Annotated in this window: 18 protein-coding genes; 7 read left to right on the top strand and 11 right to left on the bottom strand. The window is 70.6% G+C overall.

The window, feature by feature from the left end:
* Window positions 1-12 precede the first annotated feature (12 nt).
* The gene (locus tag ACI3KY_RS02905) at window positions 13-1,686 is read right to left on the bottom strand and encodes a hypothetical protein (protein WP_404928699.1); all 1,674 of its coding nucleotides are present in this window, start codon (window positions 1,684-1,686) and stop codon (window positions 13-15) included.
* A gap of 88 nt (window positions 1,687-1,774) precedes the next feature.
* On the bottom strand, window positions 1,775-3,088 hold the full coding sequence (locus ACI3KY_RS02900) for an ABC transporter substrate-binding protein (RefSeq protein ID WP_404928698.1): 1,314 nt from the start codon (window positions 3,086-3,088) through the stop codon (window positions 1,775-1,777).
* 145 nt (window positions 3,089-3,233) lie between these two features.
* Between ACI3KY_RS02900 and ACI3KY_RS02895 the strand changes: the two genes are divergently transcribed.
* The 4 genes from ACI3KY_RS02895 (at window position 3,234) to ACI3KY_RS02880 (ending at window position 7,930) form a co-directional block, all read left to right on the top strand.
* Window positions 3,234-3,971 carry a FadR/GntR family transcriptional regulator gene (locus tag ACI3KY_RS02895; RefSeq protein WP_404928697.1) on the top strand — a complete coding sequence of 246 codons (738 nt, stop codon included), beginning with the start codon at window positions 3,234-3,236 and terminating at the stop codon, window positions 3,969-3,971.
* Window positions 3,972-4,032: 61 nt separating this feature from the next.
* Complete coding sequence (locus tag ACI3KY_RS02890; RefSeq protein ID WP_404928695.1) at window positions 4,033-5,283, top strand: D-arabinono-1,4-lactone oxidase; 1,251 nt, start codon at window positions 4,033-4,035, stop codon at window positions 5,281-5,283.
* A 98-nt stretch (window positions 5,284-5,381) separates the two neighbouring features.
* Window positions 5,382-6,422, top strand: a complete 1,041-nt coding sequence (locus tag ACI3KY_RS02885; protein ID WP_404928694.1) for a nucleoside hydrolase — start codon at window positions 5,382-5,384, stop codon at window positions 6,420-6,422.
* A complete protein-coding gene (locus ACI3KY_RS02880) occupies window positions 6,419-7,930 on the top strand; it encodes a DUF1593 domain-containing protein (RefSeq protein ID WP_404928693.1) in 1,512 nt (503 codons plus the stop codon). The genes ACI3KY_RS02885 and ACI3KY_RS02880 overlap by 4 nt, the downstream gene beginning before the upstream one ends.
* Before the next feature lie 211 nt (window positions 7,931-8,141).
* Here the strand turns inward: ACI3KY_RS02880 and ACI3KY_RS02875 are convergent, their stop codons facing one another.
* The 7 genes from ACI3KY_RS02875 to ACI3KY_RS02845 all read right to left on the bottom strand — a co-directional run bounded on the left by ACI3KY_RS02875 (window position 8,142) and on the right by ACI3KY_RS02845 (window position 18,652).
* Window positions 8,142-9,656, bottom strand: a complete 1,515-nt coding sequence (locus ACI3KY_RS02875; protein WP_404928692.1) for a family 43 glycosylhydrolase — start codon at window positions 9,654-9,656, stop codon at window positions 8,142-8,144.
* Between the two features lie 34 nt (window positions 9,657-9,690).
* On the bottom strand, window positions 9,691-10,821 hold the full coding sequence (locus ACI3KY_RS02870; protein WP_404928691.1) for a serine hydrolase domain-containing protein: 1,131 nt from the start codon (window positions 10,819-10,821) through the stop codon (window positions 9,691-9,693).
* A 30-nt stretch (window positions 10,822-10,851) separates the two neighbouring features.
* Complete coding sequence (locus ACI3KY_RS02865; RefSeq protein WP_404928690.1) at window positions 10,852-13,278, bottom strand: glycoside hydrolase family 3 protein; 2,427 nt, start codon at window positions 13,276-13,278, stop codon at window positions 10,852-10,854.
* Between the two features lie 91 nt (window positions 13,279-13,369).
* Window positions 13,370-14,233, bottom strand: a complete 864-nt coding sequence (locus ACI3KY_RS02860) for an ATP-binding cassette domain-containing protein (RefSeq protein WP_404928689.1) — start codon at window positions 14,231-14,233, stop codon at window positions 13,370-13,372.
* A complete protein-coding gene (locus tag ACI3KY_RS02855; protein ID WP_404928688.1) occupies window positions 14,230-16,119 on the bottom strand; it encodes a dipeptide/oligopeptide/nickel ABC transporter permease/ATP-binding protein in 1,890 nt (629 codons plus the stop codon). The genes ACI3KY_RS02860 and ACI3KY_RS02855 overlap by 4 nt, the downstream gene beginning before the upstream one ends.
* The gene (locus ACI3KY_RS02850; RefSeq protein ID WP_404928687.1) at window positions 16,116-17,057 is read right to left on the bottom strand and encodes an ABC transporter permease; all 942 of its coding nucleotides are present in this window, start codon (window positions 17,055-17,057) and stop codon (window positions 16,116-16,118) included. The genes ACI3KY_RS02855 and ACI3KY_RS02850 overlap by 4 nt, the downstream gene beginning before the upstream one ends.
* Before the next feature lie 65 nt (window positions 17,058-17,122).
* A complete protein-coding gene (locus tag ACI3KY_RS02845; RefSeq protein ID WP_404928686.1) occupies window positions 17,123-18,652 on the bottom strand; it encodes an ABC transporter substrate-binding protein in 1,530 nt (509 codons plus the stop codon).
* A 195-nt stretch (window positions 18,653-18,847) separates the two neighbouring features.
* Here ACI3KY_RS02845 and ACI3KY_RS02840 point away from each other — a divergent pair, with 195 nt between their 5' ends.
* Both ACI3KY_RS02840 and ACI3KY_RS02835 read left to right on the top strand, forming a co-directional pair.
* A complete protein-coding gene (locus ACI3KY_RS02840) occupies window positions 18,848-19,594 on the top strand; it encodes a TetR/AcrR family transcriptional regulator (RefSeq protein WP_404928684.1) in 747 nt (248 codons plus the stop codon).
* Window positions 19,591-22,014, top strand: coding sequence for a glycoside hydrolase family 2 TIM barrel-domain containing protein (locus tag ACI3KY_RS02835; protein WP_404928683.1), 2,424 nt, complete (start codon window positions 19,591-19,593; stop codon window positions 22,012-22,014). Before ACI3KY_RS02840 ends, ACI3KY_RS02835 begins: the two co-directional genes overlap by 4 nt.
* 65 nt (window positions 22,015-22,079) lie before the next feature.
* On the opposite strand, the gene ACI3KY_RS02830 is transcribed toward ACI3KY_RS02835, so the two are convergent.
* On the bottom strand, window positions 22,080-23,441 hold the full coding sequence (locus tag ACI3KY_RS02830) for an MFS transporter (protein WP_404928682.1): 1,362 nt from the start codon (window positions 23,439-23,441) through the stop codon (window positions 22,080-22,082).
* Complete coding sequence (locus tag ACI3KY_RS02825; RefSeq protein ID WP_404928680.1) at window positions 23,438-23,911, bottom strand: MarR family winged helix-turn-helix transcriptional regulator; 474 nt, start codon at window positions 23,909-23,911, stop codon at window positions 23,438-23,440. The genes ACI3KY_RS02830 and ACI3KY_RS02825 overlap by 4 nt, the downstream gene beginning before the upstream one ends.
* A 105-nt stretch (window positions 23,912-24,016) precedes the next feature.
* Here ACI3KY_RS02825 and ACI3KY_RS02820 point away from each other — a divergent pair, with 105 nt between their 5' ends.
* Entirely contained in the window at window positions 24,017-24,868 is an 852-nt protein-coding gene (locus ACI3KY_RS02820; protein WP_404928679.1) for an alpha/beta hydrolase, read from the top strand.
* Window positions 24,869-24,906 lie beyond the last annotated feature (38 nt).

The raw sequence follows: 24,906 nt of genomic DNA, 5'->3' as shown, positions 1-24,906 counted from the left end.
GGATGCCGCGGCTCAGCCGATCCGCGGGCGCGCGGCGTCAGCAATCTCGAAGTCGAGCGTCTCGCCTCCCGTGTCTGCCGCACGGATCCGCACTTCGACGTCGCCGAAGCGCTGGGTCCAGACGTCCGGCGGGCCGGCGTGGGCGGCGATCGCCTCCTGCGCATCATCGTCGGCGAAGCTGTCGTACACCCCCCAGCTGCCCCGTCCCACCGGTCCGCTTGCCGTGTCGTCAGCAGGGCAGAGCCAGGAGGCGATCAGCACCGTCGCACCCGCCTGCGCCCGGGCGCGGAGTGCGCCGACCGTGGCCCGCGGCAGCCTGCTGCCGGCGACGACGATGAGGCCGGCATCCGTCAACTGATCCGCGCATACATGCTCGTCGAACACGAGAACGCTCCGCGTCGCCTGGAAGAGACCGTGCAGGTGCGTCTGCGCGGTGGCTCCCGCCTCGAGCGGGAAGTGTGATCGTTCGACCGCGTTCAGCTGATGGCGGGGGAAGTCGTAGCCCGGGATGTGCAGGCAGCTGCCGTGATCGGGGAGTTGACCGTGACTCAGCGCGTGCCAGGCGGCGAAGACGCTGCGCGAGGTGGCGGGTGCCGTCGCTCCGCGGTTGCCGAACGGCCGGTGACCCCGCCCGAAGTCGCTGTCGTCGGCGTGCACGAGCGCGATGTCGGCGCGCGCGTCGCGATGGCTCCAGCGCAGCGGATGCCGCGGCACGAAGTCGTGCACGAACTCCCGCCACACCTCGCCGTGGGCAGTGCGCTCGAAGGCGCCCCCGCCGCGATGGCGGACCAGCACGTCGATGTTCTCGACGAACAGCCGGGTGGGCCCGAACAGGTAGGCGAGCCGCAGCGCGGAGGCGAACTCGGCGGGGGAGTGGCCGGGAAAGCCCGGGGCGCGCGTCAGCCACGGGCCGATGTCGGGACCCCACAGGTCGGCGCAGATCCAGAGCTCGCGGTCGTACTGCCGCGCCGCGCCGAGCGCCGTGCCCAGCTGCAGAGGCTGGAAGGACTCCTTCATCACCTTGGGCGCCGGCGTCATCCCGGCCCGCGCGAGGGTGTGGAACATCACCGGGAACACCTGCTCCGCCAGCACCGGCACCGCCGCGGCCCCGGAGTCGGCGACGGCGGCGTCGACATCGTGCACGATGCACCGGACCGTGGCGTCGATCATGGCGACCGCGTCCTCGGCGCCGAGCCCGTCGGTCTGCCCGAAATGGGGCAGGTGGGCGTCCGTGCGGTACTGGTCGGCGTGGATCTGGAGGTGCTCGGGCTCGTCGTACAGCACGCCGGCGAGCCGGCCCGAGGCCGCGGCATCCCGAACCAGCTCCGTCGGCACGTCGTAGCGGTTGGTGCCCTCGGCATACGGGCCGTTGATGTTGCCGTATTCGTTGCCCAGCACGACGTCGATCCCGGCATCGTCGAGGTCGCGCAGCAGTGCCGCGTGATCGCGCGCGGTGGGAACGACGTGGTGCACGTAGAAGTCGGCACCGAGCTCGCGCAGTGCCTCCACGAACTCGCCGGGGGTGGGCGCCGCATCCTGCGAAGGGATCGGGATGCCGGTTCCGGTGCGCATGATCGTGTCCGAGGCGGCGCCCGACCACGGGTCCTGGAAGGCGACGACCGGCCCTTGGATGCCCAGGGACGGCCGCGCCGCCGGGGCGTGGCCGAGAGGGTGGGACGCAGGCACGCGAAGCTCCTCGAAATGGGTGGGACAGGGACTGTGCGGGCGAAGGGATGCGGAGGCCGGCCGCGCCGGCCGGCCTCCGCGCCTCCGCCTACTGGCTGCTGATGACGACGTCCATCTCGGCGAAGAACTGCGACACCGCATCGTCGACCGTCATCGTGCCGAAGTTGATCTCCTCGCTGAGCTCGCGGAACTTCTCGTGCAGCGAGCCGTAGCCGACGATCGGCACCGGCGGCGCCTCGCCCAGGCGGTCGGCGATGGAGGCCTCGTAGTCGGCGATGGTCTGGCTGAGCTCATCGAGGTTCGCGGACTCGCGCGCCGTCTCGGATGCCGGCAGCCCGCGGTTGGTGCCGAAGATCTCGCCCGACTCCGGCGAATTGATGAGGAAGTCGATCAGCGTCGCCGCCGCCGCGGGGTGCTCGGAATTCGCGGCGATCGAGTACATCTGCGACGCCTTGAGATAGAGGTCCTTGCCGTCCTCGACCGAGAGCGGGGGAGCGATCAGCTGGATCTCGTAGCCTTCGCCCAGGTTCCCCAGGAAGCCGGCGCCGGTGTTGTCCCATGTGGCGTCGCTCGCGCTCAGGGCGCTGTCGAACGCGGTGAGCGGCTGCACTTCGGCGATGCGCTGCTGCGGCACGAGCTGCCCCGCTTCGCGCTGCGCGGAGGCCGAGTCCCAGAACTCCGCGAGCCGCTCCTCGTCGAAGCCGGGTGTTCCGTCCTCGTCGAACAGGTTGTCGCCCTCGGCGCGCAGCTGCAGCTCGAAGTTCTCGATGCGCCCGGTCGGATCCACGCCGCCCCAGACGTCGACGCCCGCGGCCTTCGCGGCGTCGCTGACCTCGGCGACCCAGTCGTAGTAGTCGTCCCACGTGCCGTCGGTGAAGGGCTCGACGCCGAGTTCTTCGAGCAGCGTGGTGTTGAGGAACATCCCCCACGAGTTGGTCGACAGAGGCACGGCGGTGGTGACGTCGTCCACGACCCCGGCCGACAGCACCTGGGGATCGATCGGATCGGTCTGGATGATCGTGCCCAGGTAGGGCTCGAGGTCGAGCAGCGATCCGCTCTGCGAGTACTGCCGCAGGTAGGCCAGGTCCATGGTCACGACATCGGGCAGCCCCTTGCCGGCGGCCTCGATCTGACGCTTCTCCCAGTAATCGGCGGGCGCCAGGAAGATGATGTCGACGTCGATGTTGGGGTGCTGCTCCTCGAAGACGGCGATGGCCTCGTTGTACAGCTCGGCGCGCACGTCGTTGCCCCAGAACGTGAAGGTGATCGACACGTCCTCGTCGGGATCGAGGGTGGGCTGCGCGCTGCTCGGGGCGCTCGAAGCGCAACCCGTCAACCCGACGAGGGCCGCCAGAGCCACTCCCGCCGTACCTGCCATGAGCTTCCTGCTCCGGAACTTCATCGTGATCGCCTCTCGTCGTCGAGTATCAGGAAACGCTTTCTCACGTCGCCGTGAGAAAGGCGACTCACGTCGCCTGACCACAGTGTGACAAACCGGTTGACCGAAAGCAATCCCGCGGATGCCGCGACTGCCGTAGGTTGTTCGCATGCCCGCCTACCCCGACGACCGCTCGGCCGAGATCACCGCCGCGCTCGGCGCGCTGCCCAGCGGCACGCCGGTGTCGGAGGTCGCACGACGGCTCATGGACCTCTTCACGAGCGGCGATCTGGAAGCCGGCACCCGGCTGCCGCCCGAACGCCAGCTTGCGTCCACGCTGGGTGTCGGGCGATCGGCGGTGCGCGAGGCGCTCGCCGCACTGGAGATCCTGGGCATCGTCGACGTCCGCCCGGGCTCGGGCACTTACCTGCGGGGCACCGCCAGCGAGCTGCTGCCGCAGACGCTGCGGTGGGGCCTGCTGATCGGCAGCAAGAACACCGCCGAGCTGCTCGAGCTGCGGTCGGGGCTCGAGATCTACGTCGCCCGGCTCGCGGCCGGCCGGGCTGCGGCATCCGATCTGTCCTCGCTCTCTCACTCGCTCGCCCGCATGCGCACCGGCGTCAGCGACCTCCGGGCGTTCGCCCGCGCCGACCTCGACTTCCACAACGCGCTCGCCACCGCCGCCGGCAACGACACGCTCGTCGATCTGCTGCACGTCGTGCGCTCGCTGCTGCAGGTGTACGCGGATCGCGCCGTGCACGACGACGCCGAGGCGCGCATCGCGATCGACGAGCACGGCGCCGTCTTCCGGGCGATCGAGGCCGGAGACGAGGATGCCGCGGCCTCCGCCATGGCGACGCACATGGCGACCGCATCGCAACGCCTGGCCGCCGAAGCCGCTCCCTGAGCGCTGTATCCAGAGGTGCCGGTTTCGAGCATCGAAGCCGTCGAGAAGCAGAGGAGTCGCCGTGGCGCGCAACTGGGCTGGAACCTACGAGTACACCGCACCGCGGATCGTCGAGGCGACATCGGTCGACGATGTGCGGCGGGTGCTCCGCGAGCCGGGGCGCGTCCGCGCGCTGGGCACGCGCCATTCGTTCACCGACCTGCCCGACACCACCGGCACGCTCGTGGACGTGACCGGCTTCCCCGCCGAGTTCGAGCTCGACGAGGCCGCGCAGACGGTCACCGTGCCGGCCGGCATCCGCTACGGGGTGCTGGCGATGTGGCTCGACGATCGCGGCTGGGCCCTGCGGAACATGGGCTCGCTCCCGCACATCAACGTCGGGGGTGCGACGGCGACCGGCACGCACGGCTCGGGTGATACCAACCAGGTGCTGTCGGCATCGGTCCGTGCGCTGCGCTACGTGGGCGCCGACGCCGACGTGCAGGACGTGCGTCGCGGAGACCCCGACTTCGACGCGCTCGTGGTCGGTCTCGGCGCGTACGGCATCGTCGTGTCGCTGACGCTCGACATCCAGCCGTCGTTCCGCGTCCGGCAGGACATCTACACCGGAGTCAGCTGGGACGCCGCGCTCGCCCATTACGACGAGATCACCTCCGCCGGCTACAGCGTGTCGGTGTTCTCGCGGTGGGAGGAGCCGTCCGTCGGCTACGTGTGGATCAAGACGCGGCTCGAGGCCGACGACGACGTCGTGCCGGACGCGATCTTCGACGGCGTCCGTGCGCTCACCGGCGACTCGCCGCTCGGCGTCGAGGACAACGTCACCGAGCTCGCCGGCGTCCCCGGACCGTGGATGCTGCGGCTGCCCCACTTCCGCCTCGACGCCCAGCCGTCGTTCGGCGACGAGATCCAGAGCGAGTACTTCGTCGCCCGCGCAGATGCGCCCGCGGCGCTGAACGCGGTGCGCGCGCTCGGTGACGGCATCCGTCCCCATCTCATCTGGACCGAGCTGCGCACCGCCGCCGCCGACGAGCTGTGGCTGAGCCCGGCATACCGTCGGGACGTCGTGATCATCCACTTCACGTGGTTGAACCACCCCGACGAGGTGGCGGCCGCGCTCGGGCGCATCGAGTCGGCGCTCGCGCCGTTCGGCGCCCGGCCGCACTGGGGCAAGCTGCACGGCTTCGACCGTGCCGCGATGGAGCGGGTCCACCCGCGCCTCGCGGACGCGCGCGCGGTGTTCGAGCGCCTCGACCCCGAGGGCCGCTTCACGAACGCGCACCTCGAGCGCGTGGGAGTGCGCGAGGCGCGCTGAACTCGCTCCGCCTTCGCCGTGGCCGGGCGGATTGGTCAACCGGTGTTACAGTTGCCGACGAGATCGATCGTGACGCAGCGACGAGAGGGAAGTCGACGATGACGAGGATTCCGACGGGGGAGCAGCACCCCGCCCGCGTGCACCAGTGGAGTCTCGGCGAGACGCCCTGGCAGCAGATCCCGCCCGCCGGCCCGCCGCGGGCGCGTGTCATCATCGACAACGACTTCGCCGGGGACCCCGACGATCTCTACCAGCTCGTTCATCACCTGCTGTCGCCGAGTGTCGACATCCGGCTCGTGGTGGCCTCGCACCTGCGTGCGGACGACCCCTTCGATCCTTCCGGCCGCAGCGCGCAGAACGCCGTGGCCGTGGTCCAGGACGTCTTCGCCCGCATGGGGCTGACGTCCACCGAGGTCGTCGTCGCCGGGTCGGATGAGCCGCTGCAGGACCGCTCGACGCCGCGACCCGCTCCGGCCGTCGACGCGATCATCGCCGAGGCCCTGCGGGACGACATCTCGAGTCCGCTGTTCTACGTCGCCGGCGGCGGCCTCACCGACATCGCCTCGGCATATCTCACGGAGCCTCGCATCGCGGAGCGCCTGACGCTCGTGTGGATCGGCGGCGGAGAGCACGAAGGCCTCGCGGTGCCCCCGCCGAACGCCATGCCGATCGAGTACAACCTGCTCATCGATCCGGTCGCCGGGGAGGTCGTGTTCACCGACTCGACGATCCCGCTGTGGCAGGTGCCCCGGGACGTCTACCGGCAGTGTCTCGTGTCGGATGCCGAGCTGCGCGTCCGCGTCGCGGCGGCGGGTCCGCTCGGCCGCTACCTGTACGACGAAGTGGCCTACGTGTGCGCGATGGTCGCCCCGCACCTGGGCGGAGCATCGGAGACGTACGCCCTCGGCGACTCGCCGCTGGTGCTGCTCACCGCGCTGCAGTCGGTGTTCGAGCCGGATCCGTCCTCGAGCCGTTACGTCGCGCGCCCGACGCCTACCCTCGGGGTGGACGGGACGTACAGCGACGCTGCGGGTGCTCGCCCGATGCGGGTCTACACGTGGGTCGACACGCGACTGATGTTCGAGGACATGTACCTGAAGCTCGCTGAGTTCGAGCGCTGGCAGGGAGGCGTCTCATGACCACCACACGCCACGCCACGCCGCCGGGCACCGCCCCGGCCCGGCCGCGGACGATCGTCACCGCCGATCCCGAGCTCGACGACCTCAACTCGATGATCCGGCTGTTGCTGTACAGCAACGAGCTCGAGATCGAGGGCCTCATCTATGCCTCGAGCCGGTTCCACTGGCGGGGCGACGGCGCGGGCACGACGTTCTTCCTCCCGGACCGCGAGTACGACGAGCCGCAGACGTCGTGGCGCTGGGCGCCGGGCGAGAGGTTCATCGACGACGCGGTCGACGCGTATGCCGAGGTGCACGCGAACCTCGTGGTGCACGATCCTCGCTACCCGAGTGCGGAGCGGCTGCGCTCGGTGATCCGCGAAGGCAACGTGGACTTCGAGGGCGACATCTCGCACGAGTCGCCGGGTTCGAACCTCATCGCCGACGCGCTGCTCGACGATCGCCCCGGTCCGCTGTTCCTGCAGCTGTGGGCCGGCCCCAGCACGGTCGCCCGCGCGCTCCTGTCCATCGAGGAGCGCTTCCGGGGGTCGGATGAGTGGGAGAGGGTGCGCGCCCAGGTGTCGGCGAAGGCCGTGATCACCAAGTTCGCCTCGCAGGACACCACCTACGACGAGTACATCTCACAGGTCTGGCCCGGCATCCGCGTGATCGAGGTCGCGACGCTGGCGTGGGGGTACATGGCACGGATGACGCTCGGACCGGACGATCAGCGACTGCTGGGCGCGGACTGGATGCGCGAGAACGTGACGGGCGTCGGCCCCCTGGGCGCGTTGTACCGGGTCTGGGGCGACGGACGCCAGATGGTGCCGGGCGACATGACCGACTACTTCCACCTCTCAGGGCAGTCGGCCGACGAGCTGCGTGCGCAGGGATACAAGGTGTGGATCCCGCCGCAGCCGGCAGGCGAGTGGATCTCGGAGGGCGACACCACGAACATGCTCAACCTGCTGGTTCCCAGCCTGCGCGCGCATGAGCACCCGTCCTATGGCGGATGGGGCGGCAGGTACGAGCGGACCGCCGACGGCGCGGACACGTGGGGTCTCGCCGACGCCGCCTTCGATCCGGGTTCTGACTGGGCGAGCGGCGGTCCCGCCGGCGACGAAGGGTCTGTCGTGCGCTGGTTCGCCGACGCCCAGGCCGACTTCGCCGCGCGGCTGCGGTGGACGGTGTCGTCGCGCTTCGCAGACTCCAACCATCACCCCCGGCTGAGGATCGCGCAGGGCACCGATCTCGAGGTGCGCGCAGGGGTCGAGGTGCCGCTGACCGCCGTGGTCGACGACCCCGACGGTGACCCCGTGCGGGTGCGCTGGTGGATCTACCGCGAGGCCGGGACGTGCGCGGCGGATGCCGCGCTCGCGGCCGTCGAGGAGCCCGAGACGACCGTGCTCGTGCCGGCGGACGCGAACCCCGGCGAGACGATCCACGTCATCGCCGAGGCATCCGACCAGGCCGCCGAGCACCCGCTCAAGGCGTATCAGCGCGTGATCCTCACCGTCACCGCCGCCTAGCTCCTCCCGGCCGGGGTCGGGCTTCGGGTGGCGCGACGTGCCGCTACGAGGGGTGGGATGCCGCGTGTTGCGCCCCGCGAACGGCCGGGGTCCGACTTCGGGTGGCACGACATGCCGTTACGAGGGGTGGGATGCCGCGTGTTGCGACCCCCGAACCGCGCCGGGGTCGCCGGGGTGCTGTGACGGCGACGAGCGCCGAGCGCGGCATCCGTCAGTCGTCGTCGCCCTCGGCGATCCAGCGCTCGACGGCGATCTCGCCGGCGACGGCGTAGACGCCGATGACGCGGCCGGTGAAGGACTCGGCGGTCTCCGACGACAGGAACCGGCCGTCGACCTCGCCGAGCTCGATGCGCTCGCCGTCGACGGTCGCAGCGAGGTGGAAGACGTCGCTCGTGCGGGGGAAGCCCTGCGCTCCCGCGGGCTTGCGGGACTCGAGGTGGAGGTCGAGCGTGTCGCCGTCGAACGGCGCGCGCCACTCCTGCACGAGACCGCCGATGCAGGCTCTGCCCACGATCTCGCCGGCGCCCGCCTCGATCTCGACGTGGAAGCGCTCGTCGTAGCGCACGGCGAGGCCGCCGACCCCCTCAGCGACGTCCACGGTGACCGTGACGGCGTTCGTGAGGTGCTCCTGACGGCGACCGACGAACACCGGCCGCGGATCGTCGAGCGTCGACCCGTCGGCACGGAGGGTCATTCGGCCCGGCCGCGCCGCAAGGTCCGCGTGCGCGGCGGGAAGCGCGCGCACGGCGATCCACTCGCCGTCGAGCTCGCGATCCGGTGCGAACCCGATGTCGACGCGGGTGCCGGGCCGCGGGCGGAGCAGCACCGGGTCGATCGCCGGCCAGCCGTCGGGCTGCCAGCGCACGTTCGTCACGAACGTCTCGCGTCCCAGAGCGGAGAACGCCCGCGTCATGCTGCGCGGTCGCACTCCCAGCAGTACACAGAGCCAGTCGCCGTCGGGCCCGACGACGAGGTCTCCGTGGCCGGTGTTCTGCACCGGGCGCGTGGTGCCCCGCGCGGTCACCAGCGGGTTCTGCGGGGCGGTCTCGAACGGTCCTTCGGGCGAGTCGCCGCGGGCGATCGAGATGCCGTGGCCACGCTCGGTGCCACCCTCGGCGATCATGAGGTACCACCGCCCGTCCACGTCATACAGGTGTGGCGCCTCGGGGAACCCGCCGCCGGTGCCCGACCACAGCGAGCGGGGCTCCTCGAGCGCGAGGTGGCTGTCGAGATCGACCTTGACCTGCTGGATGCCGAGATGCTGCCCCGCCTGCTCGCCGCCGAGGAGGAGGCCCGAGAAGGTGATGTACGCCGTGCCGTCGGCATCCCACGCGATGTCGGGGTCGATGCCGTCGATCGAGCCGGAAGCGTCGACCTTTCGGATGAGGTCGCCGTCGCTCCATGGGCCGGCGGCATCCGTCGCGGTGAAGTGCAGCATCCCGCGCCCCATCGCATCCGTGATGACCAGGTGGAACACGCCATCGCGGTGGCGGATCGTCGGCGCCCACGCGCCGCCTGCCGTCGGCACCTCCTCGACCGCCAGCTGCCCCGGACGCGTGGCGACATGCCCGACCAGCTCCCACGATTCGAAGTCGGTGGAGCGGTGGATCGGGATGCCGGGCAGGTATTCGAACGTCGAGGTCGCGAGGTAGTAGACGCCGTCGACCGCGACGACGCTCGGGTCCGGATGGAAGCCGTTGATCAGGGGGTTGTACAGCGTGGTCACGGAGTGCTCCCGGGGTGGTCAGGGCGAGAAACGGTCAGGACGAGAGCAGGATGCCGAGCTCTCGGGCGAGAGCGACGGCACGGGGGTCCGCGCCTCCGGGCCACGCGCCCCGCGCGATCGTCCAGGCGAAGGCGAGTCCGGTGTCGGGGTCGACGCACGCGAGCGCACCCATCGCGCCGTCATGGCCGAATGCCCGCGGCCCGCCGAAGGGCACCGTGGCGGTGGACTTCTGGAAGATGATCGCGTGCGCGCGGTCGGGGAGGCCCAGCACCTCGTCGAAGCCGTGCACCTGCTGCTGGCCGATCTGCGCCACGGTGTCGGCCGAGAGGAACGGCGCCGCACCCTCGACCCCCGTCGTCGCGGCGGCGAAGAGGCGGGCGAGACCGCGCGCCGTGCCGGTGCCCGAACCCGCCGGGTGGCCGTAGCGCCAGCTCGCCTCCTCGTTGGCGAGATCGACCTGCGGGCCGGGTGTGACCCACGTGTGCAGGCCGAGGGCGGTCGGCTGCGTCTGCGTGGTGTCGGAGACCGGCCGGATCATCGGCAGCACCGGAACACGGCGGGATTCGTGACCGGGCGGAAGCCCGAGGTAGAAGTCGATGGCGTGCGGCGCACGGATCTCCTGCTCGTAGAACTGATGCAGGGTGCGCCCGGTGACGCGGTAGACGAGCTCCGTGCCGAGGTTGCCGATCGTCACCGCGTGGTAGCCGAACGCGCTTCCCGGCTGCCAGAACGCCCACGTCGCGGCGAGCCGGTCGGCGGCCGCATGGTCGTCGAGCAGTTCCGCCCAGGTCAGCGGCGGCGTGGCCTGCGGAAGCCCCGCCTGATGCGACAGCAGCTGCCGCACGGTGACGCGATGCTTGCCCTTCGCGGCGAACTCCGGCCAGTAGTGCGCGACCCGCTCATCGAGATCCAGCTCGCCGCGCTCGACTAGCAGGCCGATGGACAGCCCGATCGTGTTCTTCGTGACGGAGTAGGGCACCATGACCGAGTCCTCGGCCAGGTGGGGGCCGCCCCACGCGTCGAGCACGGGGTCACCCTGGTGGAACGCCGCGACCTGGAAGGACAGGTCCGGGTCGGCGGCGAGGAATCCGTCGAGGCGCGCAACGATCTCGTCCAGACGCCCGTCGGCACGTCCCTGCAGGTGGTCGGCGGTCACGTGGTCCATCGCGTTCCTCTCGTCGGCGAAGCGCAGCCGCTACTGCGCGGCGGTCCAGTTCACGGTAAGCGGCAGGTCGGCGACCGAGCTGCCGGCGCGCAGCGTGTAGTCCCCGGGCTCCACGACCCACTCGCCGGCCCAGTGCGCGAGGCGTCGCGACGGCACCGGGATGACGGCGGTGACGGTCTCGCCGGCGGCGGCGTGCACCGTCGCGAATCCCACGAGCCAGCGCACAGGACGCTCCACGGCGGAGTCGCCGCGCTCGGCGTACACCTGCACGACCTGCTTGCCGGCGCGGTCCCCGGTGTTGGCGAGCGTCACCTCGACGGTGTCGCCCACGCGCTGCGCGGCATCCCACCTCCATGTCGTGTAGCCGAGGCCGTGGCCGAACGGGAACGCCGGCTCGGCATCCGCCTTCAGCCATGCGCGATAGCCGATGTGCAGACCCTCGCGGTACTCGAGGCGACCGTCGGTGGGCACCACCTCGGTGACCGGCACGTCGGCGAGCGCTGCCGGCCAGGTGGTGGGGAGGCGCCCGCCCGGCTCAGCGGCACCGGTGAGCACGTCGGCGATCGCGTGCCCGAACTCCTGCCCGCCGAAGTACCCCTGCACGATCGCCGCGACCTGGCCGGCCCACGGCAGCACCACCGGCGAGCCGGCATTGACCACGACCACGGTCGGTGTGCCGGTCGCCGCCACGGCGCGCACCAGGTCGTCCTGGTGACCGGGCAGGTCGAGGCTCGTGCGGTCGTAGCCCTCCGACTCGACCTTCGCGTTGGTGCCGACGACCACGATGGCGACATCGGATGCCGCGGCCTCCGCCACGGCGCGGGCGATGAGCTGTGCGGGGTCGGTGCGCTCGGGGGCGATGCCGAGCGTGGCGCTGAGCGCGCCCGACAAGGCGCCGGCGGCGGCGCGGGTGAACTCGACGCGGACCGCCGTCTCGCGACCCGCTTCGACGGCGACGGTCGCCGTGATCGACGGCGGGTTGAGGAACGCGGCGCCGAGGTCGGAACCCTCGATGACGGGCGCGTCGTCGAGCACCAGGCGCTCGTCGACGAACAGCCGGCCCGGGTTGGCGCCGGCGAAGCCGAGCTCGATCTCGCCGGTCTCGGCAGGGGTATAGAGCGTCTCGAACACGACCGTCGCGCTCGCCGCGATGGGGGCGTCGCCCCCGAACCAGACGAGCGCGGTCGAGCGGCGGTTCTCGGCGAAGAGCTCGGTGCCCTCGGCGTCGAAGAACGCGACGCGCATGCCCGCCTCACCCGTCGCCGGGTTGCGAAGCTGTGCCAGCGGGATCTCGGCGACGCCCTCCTGCACGACGGCGCCGATCTCGTACCGCACGTCGGCGCCCGGCACCGCGGCGCGGATCGCGTCGAGCGGCGAGACGACGGCCTCCGGGATCACCGTGGCGCTGCCGCCGCCCTGGGTCCGGGCCTCGCGGGCGTTCTGGCCGATGACGGCGACGCGACCGAGGGAGGGGCCATCCAGGGGCAGAACACCCGCGTTGTGCAGCAGCACGGTGCCCTCGATGGCGGCGGCACGGGCGAACGCGGGCCCATCGAGCGGCGCGGGCTCCACGGGAGCAGCGTCGCCGAGCGCGCCGACCCGCCCCGCGAGCAGCAGCAGGCGCAGCACCTTGCGGTCGAGATCGGACTCCTTCAGACGGCCGTCGCGGATCGCGGCGACGAGATCGGCCCACGCGGGGGCGGGGCCCGGCATCGCGAGGTCCTGCGCGGCGGTCACCGCGTCGAGCGAGCGCACGGCGGTCCAGTCGCTGATCACGACGCCGTCGAAGCCCCACTCCGAGTTGAGCGGCGTCTCGAGCAGGTCGTTCTCGGTCATGGTCACGCCGTCGACCGCGTTGTAGGCGCTCATGAGCGTCCAGGCGCCCGCCTCGACGGCGCGCTCGAACGGCACGAGGTAGAGCTCGCGCAGCGCCCGCTCGCGGACGCGGACGTCGACGGTGAAGCGGTCGGTCTCGGAGTCGTTGGCGACATAGTGCTTGGGCGTGGCCGCGACCCCGTTGTCCTGCAGGCCGCGCACATACGCGGCGGCGAGTTCGGCGCTGAGCTCGGGGTCTTCGCTGAAGCACTCGAAGTGGCGGCCGCCGAGCGGCGAGCGATGGAGGTTGATCGTCGGGCCGAGCACCACGTCCACGCCCTTGCGCCGGGCTTCGGATGCCGCGGCCGCCCCGTACCGGTACGCCAGGTCGACATCCCACGACGCGGCCAGCGCCGACCCCGACGGCAGGTTGAGCGACGGCTCGCGCTCGTCCCACCGTGGCCCGCGGACGCCCGCGGGGCCGTCCGACAGCGTCATCGCGCGCAGGCCGATCTCGGGAAGCGGGACGGTGGTCCAGAAGTCGGCGCCCTGCACGAGCGCCGCCTTCTGCTCGAGTGTCAGGCGCTCGAGCAGCGGCACGAGGTGGCGCACCGCGTCGGGGTGCGTGGCGATGTCGGTCATCGGGGCAGGTTCTTTCTCAGAGAAGGATCAAAGAGGACGGATGCCGCAGCCCGCCACCCACGGGCTGGGCCGGGCTGCGGCATCCGAGTCGTCAGACGGCGCCGGCGGCCGCCTCGGAGGCGAGCAGGGCGCGCCGGGCGATGCGGCGCTCCTGCTGCTTGTCGGGGTCGGGCACGGGCGCGGCCATGAACAGGCGCTGCGTGTACGGGTGCTCGGGACGCGAGGTGACGCGCTCGCCGTCGCCGGACTCGACGATCTCGCCGCGGTACATCACGGCGACCCGGTGGCTGACGTGCCGCACCACCGCGAGGTCGTGCGTCACGAAGAGGTAGGCGACGCCGGTGCGCTCCTGGATGTCGATGAACAGGTCGAGCACGCGAGCCTGGGTCGACAGGTCGAGGGCCGACACCGGCTCGTCGCACACGATGAGGCGCGGCCGCAGGGCGAGAGCGCGGGCGATCGCGACACGCTGTCGCTGTCCGCCGGAGAACTCGCGCGGCAGGCGTCCGCGGGCGTCGGCGGGCAGGCCCACCTGGTCGAGCAGGTCGTGCACGCGGGTCTTCGCCTCCTTCCCGGCGACGCCGGCCGCGGTCAGCGGCTCGGTGAGGATCTGCTCGATCGTCATCGACGGGTTCAGCGACGAGTACGGGTCCTGGAACACCACCTGGATCTCGGAGCTGAGCGCGCGGCGCTCCTGCCGCTTCAGGTGTGCGATCTCCTTGCCCTCGTACGTGATCGACCCCTCGGTGACGGGGGCGAGGCCGAGCGCCGCCCGGCCCAGCGTGGTCTTGCCCGAGCCCGACTCGCCAACCAGTCCCACGGTCTCACCCGGCAGGATGTCGAGGGAGACGCCCTTGAGCGCCCGGAACGGCGGGGCCCGGAAGCCCTTGCCCGGGTACTCGACGACGAGGTCCTTGATGTCGAGCAGCGGGGCCTGCGGCGTCGGAGTGCTCATGCGCGTGCTCCCTTCTCGGTGGACGTTGCTGTGTGTGACGCGGCGACGAGCGGGCCCCGGGCGGGACCCTCGTCGAGGATCGCGTCCAGCAGGGCCTTCGTGTACGGGTGCTGCGCGTCGTTGAAGATCGCGCGCACGGGCCCCTGCTCGACGAACAGGCCGCTCTGCATGACCGTGACGCGGTCGCACAGGTCGGCGACGACCCCGAAGTTGTGCGTCACCAGGAGCATGGCCATGTGCCGCTCGGCCTGCAGGTCGCGCAGCAGCTCGAGTACCTCGGCCTGCACGGTCACGTCGAGGGCCGTGGTCGGCTCGTCGGCGATGATCAGGTCGGGGTCGGTCGACACCGCGCCGGCGATCAGCACGCGCTGCGCCATGCCGCCGGAGACCTCGAACGGGTACGCGTCGAAGGTGCGCTTCGGGTTGGGGATGCCGACACGAGCCAGCAGCTCCAGCGAGCGGTCGGTCGCGGCCTTCTTCGAGAGCCCGAGGTTCTTGCGGAGCGGCTCGACCAGCTGGCTGCCGATCGTGAACGCGGGGTCGAGGTTCGACATCGGCTCCTGCGGGATGTAGCCGATGCGCTGCCCGCGGACTCCCGCGTACGCGCGCTCGTCGCCATCGGCGAGCTGGGTGCCCTCGTACAGGATCGAGCCGGCGGTCACATGACCGCCGCGGGGGAGGAGGCCCAGGACCGCGAAGGCGGTCTGGGTCTTGCCCGAACCGGATTCGCCGATGAGGCCGTGGACCTCGCCCTTGCGGATGTCGAGGGAGACCCCGTGGACGACCTCGATGTGCGAGCCGTCCGGCTGGTCGTAGCCGACGCGCAGATCGCGCACTTCGAGGACCTTCTCGGTCGCCTTGCTGCGGTCGTCGTCCTGGTGGACGATGACGTCGGAGCTCTCGAAGATCGGCGGCTCGTCGAGGTCGACGACGTCCCCGCCGCCGGTCGAGAGCGAGGTGGTGACGGCGGCGATCGAACCGGTCGCGGTGGCGACGGCGCGGCGGCGCTTGCGCCGGACCGACACCGTCCGCTCGAGCTCGTCGCGCATCACGTTGGCCAAGAGGGTGAGCGCGATGCACGTGAGGCCGATCGCGAGCGACGGCCACAGCATCAGGATGGGCTCCTTGTAGATGTTCTTGAACCCGTCGTTGAGCATCTGGCCCCAGGTGGGCACTCCGATGTCGCCGAGGCCCAGGAACTCCAGCCCGGACTGGATCGCGATGGCGATGCCCGCAATGATCGCGCCCTGGATGATGATGGGCGCACGGACGACCGACAGCACGTGTCGACCGATGATGCGGGTGTCGCTGAGCCCGGAGACGCGTGCGGCGTCGACGTACAGCTCCGAGCGCACCGCGGTCACCGAGGCGTACACGAGACGGTAGAACGCCGGGGCGAGCAGGATGCCGAAGATGAACATCGAGATCCACACCGACGGGCCGAGCACCGCCCGGGCCGCCAGCAGCACGACGATGCCGGGAAGCGCCATGTTCAGCTCAGTGACCCACGTCGCCGCGCTGTTGAACCATCCCTGGTAGTAGCCCGCGATGAGGCCGCTCGTCACGCCGAGGACGACGGCGACGACGAGGGCGAGGAGGGCGGCGGACACGCTGATCTGCGTCGCGACCAGCAGCCGCGACAGCACGTCGCGGCCGCTGCCGTCCGTGCCGAGGAGGTGCTCGGCACTGGGCGGCGACAGCACGTTGCGGATGTCGGCGTAGTTGGGGTCCTGCGGGGCGATCCACGGTCCGATGATCGCGATGACGGCGACGAACGCGAGGAAGAGGAGCGAGGCGAGCCCGAGGGGGCGCCGCACGAGTCGCCGCCAGAGCGCCACGCGCACCGGGGCGACGGGGACATCGAGGGGAACGTCGACAGCGGTCATGACAGTCGCACCTTCGGGTTCAGCGCCGCTTGGGCGAGGTCGATGAGGAGGTTCACGACGATGACGATGATCGCGAAGACGATCACGAGGGCCATGACGACGGGGATGTCGCCGAGCGTCGTCGCGCGGACCGTGAGCTGGCCCATGCCGGGGATGGCGAAGACCTGCTCCACGATCACCGCGCCGCCGAGAAGGCCGATGAACTGCACGGCCAGCACGGCGAGGGCGGGGCCCCCGGCGTTGCGGAGCACGTGGCGGTAGACCACCGAGTTCGTGCTCAGCCCGCGGGAGCGGAGCGTCCGCACGTAGTCGCGTGACATGGCGTCGATGACGGAGCCGCGCACCTGCTGGGTGACGGTCGCGATCGCGCCGATCGACAGGGCGATGATCGGCAGCGTGACCGATGACAGCCAACCCGATACGGATGTCGCGAGGGGGACGTACCCGGTCGCCTTGAACCAGCCGAGATTGATCGCGAAGACGAGGACCAGGAAGAGGGCGATGAGGAAGCCGGGGATCGCGAAGCCGATGAGCGAGAACACCTGGACGGTGCCGTCGATGGCCCCGCCGCGCCGGGCTGCGAGAACACCCACGACGACGGAGATGATCGCCGAGACGACCGTCGCGCCGATCACGATCGACAGGGTCACCACGACGCGATTGGTGACGCTCGTCGTGACCAGCTCTCCGGTGAACCAGCTGCGGCCGAGGTCGCCGGTGAAGGCGGAGGTCAGCCAGTCGAAGTACTGGGTGAGCAGCGGCCGATCCAGGCCCAGCTGCTCCGCCTTCTTGGCGACGGTCTCGGCTGTCGCGTTCTCCCCGAGGATGCGGCGCGGGATGTCGCCTCCGGCCGCATAGAGGAGCACGAACGCGAGGAAGGAGATGACCGCGATGAGGATGACGCCGGACAGCAGGCGTCTGAGGATGAATGCAAGCATGTCTGTCGCTTCCCGTGGGTGGTGTCGCCCCGCCCGCGCGCGACGCGCGCGGGCGGGGCGAGGACTCAGTTCTTCGGCGAGAATCCGAAGATCGACGGGTAGGCGTTCGACGGCCAGAACTCGAGGTCCGTGTCGGCGTCGACCGCGTAGGTTCCCTGCACCCGGAAGAACGGCGCGAACCAGGCGTTCTCGACGATCCAGGCGTTGAGGTCCTTCGTCGCCTGGTCGGCTTCTTCCTGCGTGCCGTTCTGGATGGTGCTGATGTACTCGTCCACCTGCGGGTCCTGCGAGTGGAACGGGTTGAACGTGGCCTCCGGCGCGATCATGAAGTTGATCAGCTGCCAGTCGGGGTTCTGCTCCAGCGCCATCCACGTCGCCGGGTACTTCGGTGCGAGCATGTCGGTGATGAAGTTGCCGGAGCCGGGGTCGGTGAAGTTCACCGTGATCCCGATGTCGGCGAGCTGCTGCGCGACGAGGTCGAACGTCGTCTGGAAGGCGGGCGTCGACATCATGTTCAGCGTGAACCCGTCCGGGTACCCGGCGTCGGCGAGAAGCTCCTTGGCTCCTTCGGGGTCGTACTCGTAGGTGCTGTCGAGCGCCTCGTCGTAGCCGACGGACGTGGTCGGGAAGACCTGCTCGGTCACCGTGCCGTAGCCCGCCTGCAGCGCCTCGAGGAGCGCTTCGCGGTCGAACGCCATGTTGATCGCCTTGCGGACGTTGACGTCGGCCAGCTCGGGCGCCATCGTGCCGGCGCGGTCGAACAGCAGCAGGCCCTGGAAGTCCAGCTCGTTGGCCTCGATCGTCCAGCCCGATGCCTCGATCTCGGGAATCGTGTCGTTGTTCACGATCTTCGCGCCGTTGGCCTCGCCCGCCTTGAGGGCGTTCAGAGTGGCGGTGGGGTCTTCGATGACGTTGATCGTGAGGTTGTCGTACTTGACCACATCGGGGTTCCAGTAGTCGGGGTTGGCCGTGTAGACGTACGTGGTGCCGGTGACGCTGGCGGCCGTGTCGAGCACGTAAGGGCCGGAGCCGATCGGCTCGGTCGCCGAGTCGGGGTCGTCGAACGTCGAGGGCGCCTGGATCAGTCCGGGTGCGATCGACAGGAGGTTGACCAGCGACGGGTCGGGCGCGGGCTGGGTGATCGTGACGGTGGTGGCGTCGACGGCCGCGAACTCCTTGCCGGTGAGGGTCGCCGCCTGGGGAGCGGTGCCGTCGCGGAAGCGCTCGAGGCTGCCGACCACGGCCTCCGCGTCGAGCGGGGTGCCGTCGGTGAACTCGACGTCGTCGCGGAGCGTCAGCGTGAGCACCGTGTTGTCTTCGTTGTACTCCCAGTCGGTGGCGAGCCAGGGCTCGATCTCACCCTCGCCGTTCTTCTGCAGCAGCGTGTCGAACACCGCCTGGAAGAACGGGCTGCGGTTGCCGTACTCGGCGCCCTGACCGATGTCGTAGCTCGTCGGGCCGATGATGGCGGTGAGGGTGAGCCGGTCGGCTCGGCCGGAATCGCTCGTGCCCGAACCGCCCCCGCCACCGGCACAGCCGGTGAGGGCGATCGCGGCGATCGCGATGGTGGCTGCTGTGGCCTTCCAACGGAACATCCTTGGTCCCTTCATCTGTGGCGATGCCCCTGCGGATCGCCTACTGCCGGGAGACGCTAACAGCAATATCGAGTGAGCGCTAGGTTTTTGGATCAAAAAACTAGCGATTGCTCGGAATTCGTTATACAACGGAGGGAAGGACCCCGGCGGGCACCGATGGAGGTGCGCGAGACGACCCGGGGATACGGTGAGACGATGACCGAGACGACCTCCGCCGCGAAGCGGGAGGGGACCGCTCCCACGAGGATGCGCAAGCCACGCGGCGAGTACGCGAAATCCGCCGCGACCCGCACGGCGATCCTGGACGCCGCCCTGGAGGTGTTCGCCGAGTCCGGGTATCGCGCCGGCTCACTGCGCGAGGTCGCCGAGCGGGTGGGAATGAGCGAAGCGGGTCTGCTGCATCACTTCCGCAGCAAGAGCGCACTGCTGATGGCCGTGCTCGATCACCGTGATGCGCTGGCGCGCGCGCTCGTCGACTTCGATCTGCCGGATGGCATCGAGGCCCTCCGCGGACTGGTCAAGCTCGCCGAGCACAACGCGTCGATCCCGGGGGTCGTCGAGTTGTACTGCACGCTGTCGGCCGAGGCGACCTCCCCGGCGCACCCGGCCCACGCCTACTTCGTGAACCGCTATGAGTCCGTCCGTGAGAGCGTCTCGGCATCCTTCCGCCGCGTCGCCGAAGCGGGTCGCCTGAATCCAGGAGTCGATCCGGGCCGGGCCGCCGTCGCGACGATCGCCCTGATGGACGGTCTGCAGGTGCAGTGGCTGCTCGATCCCGGATCCACCGACATGGCGGAGGCGCTCGCCGAGGCGTTCCGCAGCATGATCATCGGCTACGACCTCGCCGGCCTGGAGCAGGTGCTGGACGCCCGCTCGGCGGATGCGGCATCCCTCGACGCGGGCCCGATCGCCGGCGGAGCGCGCACGGAGGAAGAGGCATGATCCGCGAACCCTTCCTCGACGGCTGGACGGTCGGCCCGAAGCTCGGCGCGTTCGAGGCGCCGACTCCGGAGTCGGCGCCGCGCCCGGTGCGCCTGCCGCATGACGCGGTCCGCGACCTGCCGCGCTCCGCCGGCAGCGATCAGGGCGTGCACACCGGCTACGTTCCCGGCGGCGTGTTCGAGTACGCGAAGACGTTCGACGTCCCGGACGCGTGGCGCGACAAGACCGTGCGGCTCGAGTTCGAGGGCGTCTACCGCGACGCCGTCGTGTTCCTCAACGGCGATGCGGTCGTGCACGAGCCGAACGGCTACAACGGCTTCGAGGCCGTGCTCGACCCCTACCTCCGGTACGGGCAGCCGAATCGGATCACCGTCGAGGCGCGCGCGCACCGCGACAGCAGGTGGTATTCCGGAGCGGGCATCTATCGCCCCGCACACCTCGTGGTCGCCGATCCGGTGCATATCCCGCTCGACGGCACCCGGGTGACGACGCCCGACATCGACGCCGCCCGCGCGATCGCCGCCATCGCGACGACGGTGCGCAACGGCACCCGTCACACGCGCACGCTGCGCCTCACCTGGACGGTGGAGGCGCCGGACGGTTCCGACGTGGCATCGGGCACCGCGCCCGTGACGGTGCTCCCGGCCGCCGACGCCGTGGCGCGCGTGCGCCTCGCGATCGACCTCCCGGAGCTCTGGAGCGACACCGCCCCGTCTCTCTACCGCGTGCGCACGAGCCTCGCCGCGGAAGACGGCGACGTGATCGATACGGATGCCGCGGCCTTCGGCATCCGTCGCCTGCAGGTCGATGCGGCGCGCGGACTGCGGATCAACGGCGAGACCGTGAAGCTGCGAGGCGCCTGCGTGCACCACGACAGCGGTCCGCTGGGGGCCGCGACGTTCGCCGATGCGGAGGACCGTCGCGTGCGACTGCTCAAGGAGGCGGGGTTCAACGCGCTGCGGAGCGCCCACAACCCGATGAGCCGCGCGATGCTCGACGCATGCGATCGGCACGGGATGTTCGTGATGGACGAGCTGACCGACACCTGGACCCGCTCGAAGGTCGCCTTCGATGCGGCTCCGGGATTCGCCGCGCGATGGCGTCACGACGTCGACGCCCTCGTCGCGAAGGACCTCAACCACCCGAGCGTCATCATGTACTCGATCGGGAATGAGATCCTCGAGCTCGGCACCCCGGCCGGGTCGGCCTGGAGCCGCCGGCTCGCCGAGGCGATCCGGGAGCGTGACGACACGCGCCTGGTGACGAACGGCATCAACGGCATCATCGCGAATCTCGACGGCATGCAGACGGATGCCGCACCCGGCGGGCCGGAGGCATCCGACCCGAACACGATGATGGCGGCGATGGGCGACATGATGGCCGCGGCCAATGCGTCGGAGCTCGTGACGCGGTCGACCGAGGAATCCGCGTCGGTGCTCGACGTCGTGGGCTTCAACTACGCGGAATCGCGCTACGAGCTCGATCGCGAGCTGTTCCCGCACCGCGTCATCGTGGGCTCCGAGACCTTCCCGTCGCGCATCGAGAAGATGTGGGAGCTCGTCGAGCGCCTCGACCACGTCATCGGCGACTTCACCTGGACAGGCTGGGACTACCTGGGCGAGGCCGGCATCGGCCGCGTCGACTACTCCGATGAGCCGGGCTACGAGCCGACCGGCACCGCAGGCCCGTATCCGCACCTGCTCGCCGGCTGCGGCGACATCGACATCACGGGGTATCGGCGCCCGGTCTCGTACTACCGCGAGATCGTCTTCGGGTTGCGCTCAGAGCCCTATCTGACCGTGCACCCGCCGCGGCACCACGGCCGCCCCACGGCTACGACGCCGTGGTCGTGGGACGACTCGGTGTCGTCGTGGACGTGGGATGCCGAGCCCGGCGCCCCGGTCACGGTCGACGTGTACGCGCCGGCCGAGGAGGTCGAGCTGCTGCGCGACGGCATCTCCTTGGGCGTCGCGACGGTCGGGGTCGAGAAGGCGTTCCGGGCGCGGTTCGAGACCGAATACCGCCCCGGCGAGCTCGTCGCCGTCGCGCGCAGCGGTGGCCGGGAGGTCGGCCGGACGGCGCTGCGCACCGCGGGGGAGCCCGGGATCACGGCATCCGCCGAGCGGGCCGAGATCACCGCCGACGGGCTCGGATTCGTCGCCATCGCACTCGCCGACGCCGACGGGGTGGTCGCATCCGACGCGGACCGCATGATCACGGTGTCGGTCGAAGGCGAGGGTGAACTCGTGGCGCTCGGCACCGGTCGTATCCGCACCGAGGAGTCCTTCGCCGGCCCGTCGGTCACCACCTGGAACGGGCGGGCTCTCGCGATCGTGCGCCCGACGGGCCCGGGCACGGTCACCGCGACCGTCTCCGCGACGGGCCTGGCCGCGGCATCCGTCACTTTCTCGGTCTCCTGATCCGGCGACCGGCGCCTGCGGCTTCCCACCGCCGGTGACGGCGGGCGGGGGAGCGGCGCGGGGCGTCAGCTGGCGGCGCGGGTGCGCGCGGGCATCTCGTCGTCGTCGTCGCGGGGAAGCGGGATCGGCGTCGTGCCCGCCATCTCGTCGCTGAACTCCTCGGGCGCCACGACGGCGAGCGGCCGCGTCTCGTCGAGGGTGAGCCGGAACCGCTTGCGCTCGTGGCGATGCAGGCGGCCCGAGACGAGCAGCCACGTGGCACCGATCGCGAAGGCGACGAACGCGGCGACGGCACCGACCAGGATGGCGGCCCGTGGGCCGAACTCGGAGGCGACCCAGCCGACGATCGGCGCGCCGATCGGCGTTCCGCCCATGAGGATCGCCATGTACAGCGCCAGCACGCGACCACGCAGCACCGGGTCGGTCGTGGTCTGCACGTAGCCGTTCGCGGTCGTCATCATCGTCACGACGGAGAAGCCGGTGAACATCAGTGTGATCGCGTACAGCCAGTAGGTCGGCATGAACGCCGAGACGAGCGCCGCGACCCCGAACATCGCCGTGCCCACGATGAGCACGCGCAGCCGGGCCCGGTCTCGACGGGCGGCCAGGAGCGCGCCGGCGACCGAGCCGATCGCGAGGATCGAGCTGAGCAGGCCGAACCCGTCGGCCTCCTTGCCGAACTCGACGGCCATCGTGGAGGCGAGGATCGGGAAGTTCATGCCGAACGCGCCGATGAGGAAGACCATGGCGAACGTCACGATGAAGTCCGGGCGCCGCGCGACGTACCGGACGCCGTCGGCGAGGCGCGACGACTGCGGCGCCTTGACGCGCGGCACCAGCTCGTTCGTGCGGATGAGCACCAGCGCGGCGAGCATGGCGAGGAAGGTCACCGCGTTTGCCACGAACACCCATCCGGTGCCGATCGCCACGATGACGATGCCCGCCACCGCGGGTCCGATCATGCGGGCGCCGTTGAACGACGCCGCGTTGAGGGCGACCGCGTTGGAGGCGTTCTCGCGGGCGACCAGATCGGAGACGAACGCCTGTCGCGCCGGGTTGTCGAACGCCGCCACGACACCGAGAGCGAGCGCGAAGGCGTACATGATGGGCAGCGTCATCGCGCCCGCGAAGATGAGGACGCCGATGGCGACGCCGAGCACCAGCAGAAGGCTCTGCGTGATGAGGAGCAGCTTGCGCCGATCGAAGCGGTCCGCGACCATGCCCGTGACGCCCACCAGGAGCAGCGGCGGCGCGAACTGCAGCGCCATCGTGACGCCCATGGCGGCGGCGTCGTTGTCGGTGAGCTCGGTCAGCACCACCCAGCTGATGGCAGTCGACTGCATCCAGGCGCCGATGTTCGACACCAGGGCACCGATGAACCAGACGCGGTAGTTGAAGGCCGAGAACGACCGGAACATCGCGCTCATCGGGCGACCATCCGGGCCATGATCTCGGCGGCGGCGGCGAGTGTCTCGCGCTCGGCCGGCGTCAGCTCGGCGAGCGAGGCCTCGACCCATGCGTCGCGGCGCCGTGCGGTCTCTTCGACGACCGCTTCGCCCTCCGGCGTGAGCGAGATGACGACCTTGCGGCCGTCGCTCTCGTCGGCCGCGCGCACGATGTAGCCCGACTCCTGCAGGCAGTTGACCGTGCGGTTCATCGACGGAGCCGATACGCGCTCACGCTCGGCGAGGTCGCCGAGCGTGTGGGGGCCGTGCACGCGGAGCGCCGCGAGCACCGCGAACTGTCCGTCGCTCATCGAGTCGACGGCGCGCTGTGTGCGCATGCGACGGGCGAGGCGGAAGGTCGCGATCCGCAGCCGCGAGGCCGCCGAGGAGAGGTCGGGCTGGTCGCCCGGGTCGGTGCCGGTCTCTGGGGTGGGGGTCACGTTGGTGCTCATGCGATTACTTAGCCTAGCTCATTAGCTTTGCTAAAGAAAGTCGACGGATGCCGCGGCGCGCAGTCGTGCGGGAAGCGCAGGCATCCCGCACCTAGACTTCTCCGCATGCCCGAGTTCATCGATGCGCACGGCATCACGATCTTCTTCGACGTCCACCCGGCGAAGACCGAACCGCGGGCGGTCGTGCAGCTGCTGCACGGCGTCGGCGAGCACGCGGGGCGCTACGCCGTGCTGATCGAAGCGCTCACCGCGCAGGGTTACGCCGTGTGGGCTGCCGACCACCGGGGTCACGGTCGCACCGGCATGGCCCAGCACGGCGGCGACGTCGCCCTTCTCGGCCACCTCGGTCCCGGTGGCCTGCGGGCCGCGCTCGCCGCGATGTGGCAGTTCAGCGAGCAGATCCGCGCCGAGAACGCGGACCTCCCCCTCATCCTGCTGGGGCACTCCGGTGGCTCCGTGCTCGCTCAGATGCTGGTGAACCTGCATCCGGAGGCGTACGACGGACTCATCCTGACCGGCTCAGCACTGCGCATGCCGGGTTCGATCCACACGGGTGGACTGAACAAGCCCTGGGCTGGTCCCGATGCGATGGGGACGGAGTGGCTCTCGAGCGATCTGTCGGTGGGGCGGGCGTTCCTGGACGATCCCCTCACCACCAGTGAAGACCCCATCAAGCTGATCGGCGTGCTGGACTCCCTCCGCATGTACGGCCTGCCGCGCAAGAACCTCGGCCGCGACATCCCGACCCTCCTCATGGTGGGCAGGGATGACACGGTGGGCGGCCCGCGCAGCGTGCACCGGCTGGCCGACGCCTACCGCACCCGCTCGGGCTTCACCGACGTGACGACGCTGGTGTACCCGGGCGCACGCCACGAGATCTTCAACGAGGTCGTGCAGCAGGACGTCCGCGCCGACCTCCTCGCCTGGCTCGACCGGCACGTGCCCGCCCGCACCTGACCCCCCGCCCTCGCTTCCCCGGACCCTTTGGGTTCATC

Source organism: Microbacterium sp. ZW T2_14, from assembly GCF_044987405.1.
Classification (GTDB): domain Bacteria; phylum Actinomycetota; class Actinomycetes; order Actinomycetales; family Microbacteriaceae; genus Microbacterium.
This window is presented reverse-complemented; position numbering and strand designations above follow the sequence as displayed.

Excerpts from the sequence above, each read along its gene's own strand:
- ACI3KY_RS02900 (WP_404928698.1), bottom strand. The coding sequence starts at position 3,088 with ATGAAGTTCCGGAGCAGGAAGCTCATGGCAGGTACGGCGGGAGTGGCT.
- ACI3KY_RS02895 (WP_404928697.1), top strand. The coding sequence starts at position 3,234 with ATGCCCGCCTACCCCGACGACCGCTCGGCCGAGATCACCGCCGCGCTC.
- ACI3KY_RS02885 (WP_404928694.1), top strand. The coding sequence starts at position 5,382 with ATGACGAGGATTCCGACGGGGGAGCAGCACCCCGCCCGCGTGCACCAG.
- ACI3KY_RS02880 (WP_404928693.1), top strand. The coding sequence starts at position 6,419 with ATGACCACCACACGCCACGCCACGCCGCCGGGCACCGCCCCGGCCCGG.
- ACI3KY_RS02870 (WP_404928691.1), bottom strand. The coding sequence starts at position 10,821 with ATGGACCACGTGACCGCCGACCACCTGCAGGGACGTGCCGACGGGCGT.
- ACI3KY_RS02865 (WP_404928690.1), bottom strand. The coding sequence starts at position 13,278 with ATGACCGACATCGCCACGCACCCCGACGCGGTGCGCCACCTCGTGCCG.
- ACI3KY_RS02860 (WP_404928689.1), bottom strand. The coding sequence starts at position 14,233 with ATGAGCACTCCGACGCCGCAGGCCCCGCTGCTCGACATCAAGGACCTC.
- ACI3KY_RS02855 (WP_404928688.1), bottom strand. The coding sequence starts at position 16,119 with ATGACCGCTGTCGACGTTCCCCTCGATGTCCCCGTCGCCCCGGTGCGC.
- ACI3KY_RS02850 (WP_404928687.1), bottom strand. The coding sequence starts at position 17,057 with ATGCTTGCATTCATCCTCAGACGCCTGCTGTCCGGCGTCATCCTCATC.
- ACI3KY_RS02845 (WP_404928686.1), bottom strand. The coding sequence starts at position 18,652 with ATGTTCCGTTGGAAGGCCACAGCAGCCACCATCGCGATCGCCGCGATC.
- ACI3KY_RS02840 (WP_404928684.1), top strand. The coding sequence starts at position 18,848 with ATGACCGAGACGACCTCCGCCGCGAAGCGGGAGGGGACCGCTCCCACG.
- ACI3KY_RS02835 (WP_404928683.1), top strand. The coding sequence starts at position 19,591 with ATGATCCGCGAACCCTTCCTCGACGGCTGGACGGTCGGCCCGAAGCTC.
- ACI3KY_RS02830 (WP_404928682.1), bottom strand. The coding sequence starts at position 23,441 with ATGAGCGCGATGTTCCGGTCGTTCTCGGCCTTCAACTACCGCGTCTGG.
- ACI3KY_RS02825 (WP_404928680.1), bottom strand. The coding sequence starts at position 23,911 with ATGAGCACCAACGTGACCCCCACCCCAGAGACCGGCACCGACCCGGGC.
- ACI3KY_RS02820 (WP_404928679.1), top strand. The coding sequence starts at position 24,017 with ATGCCCGAGTTCATCGATGCGCACGGCATCACGATCTTCTTCGACGTC.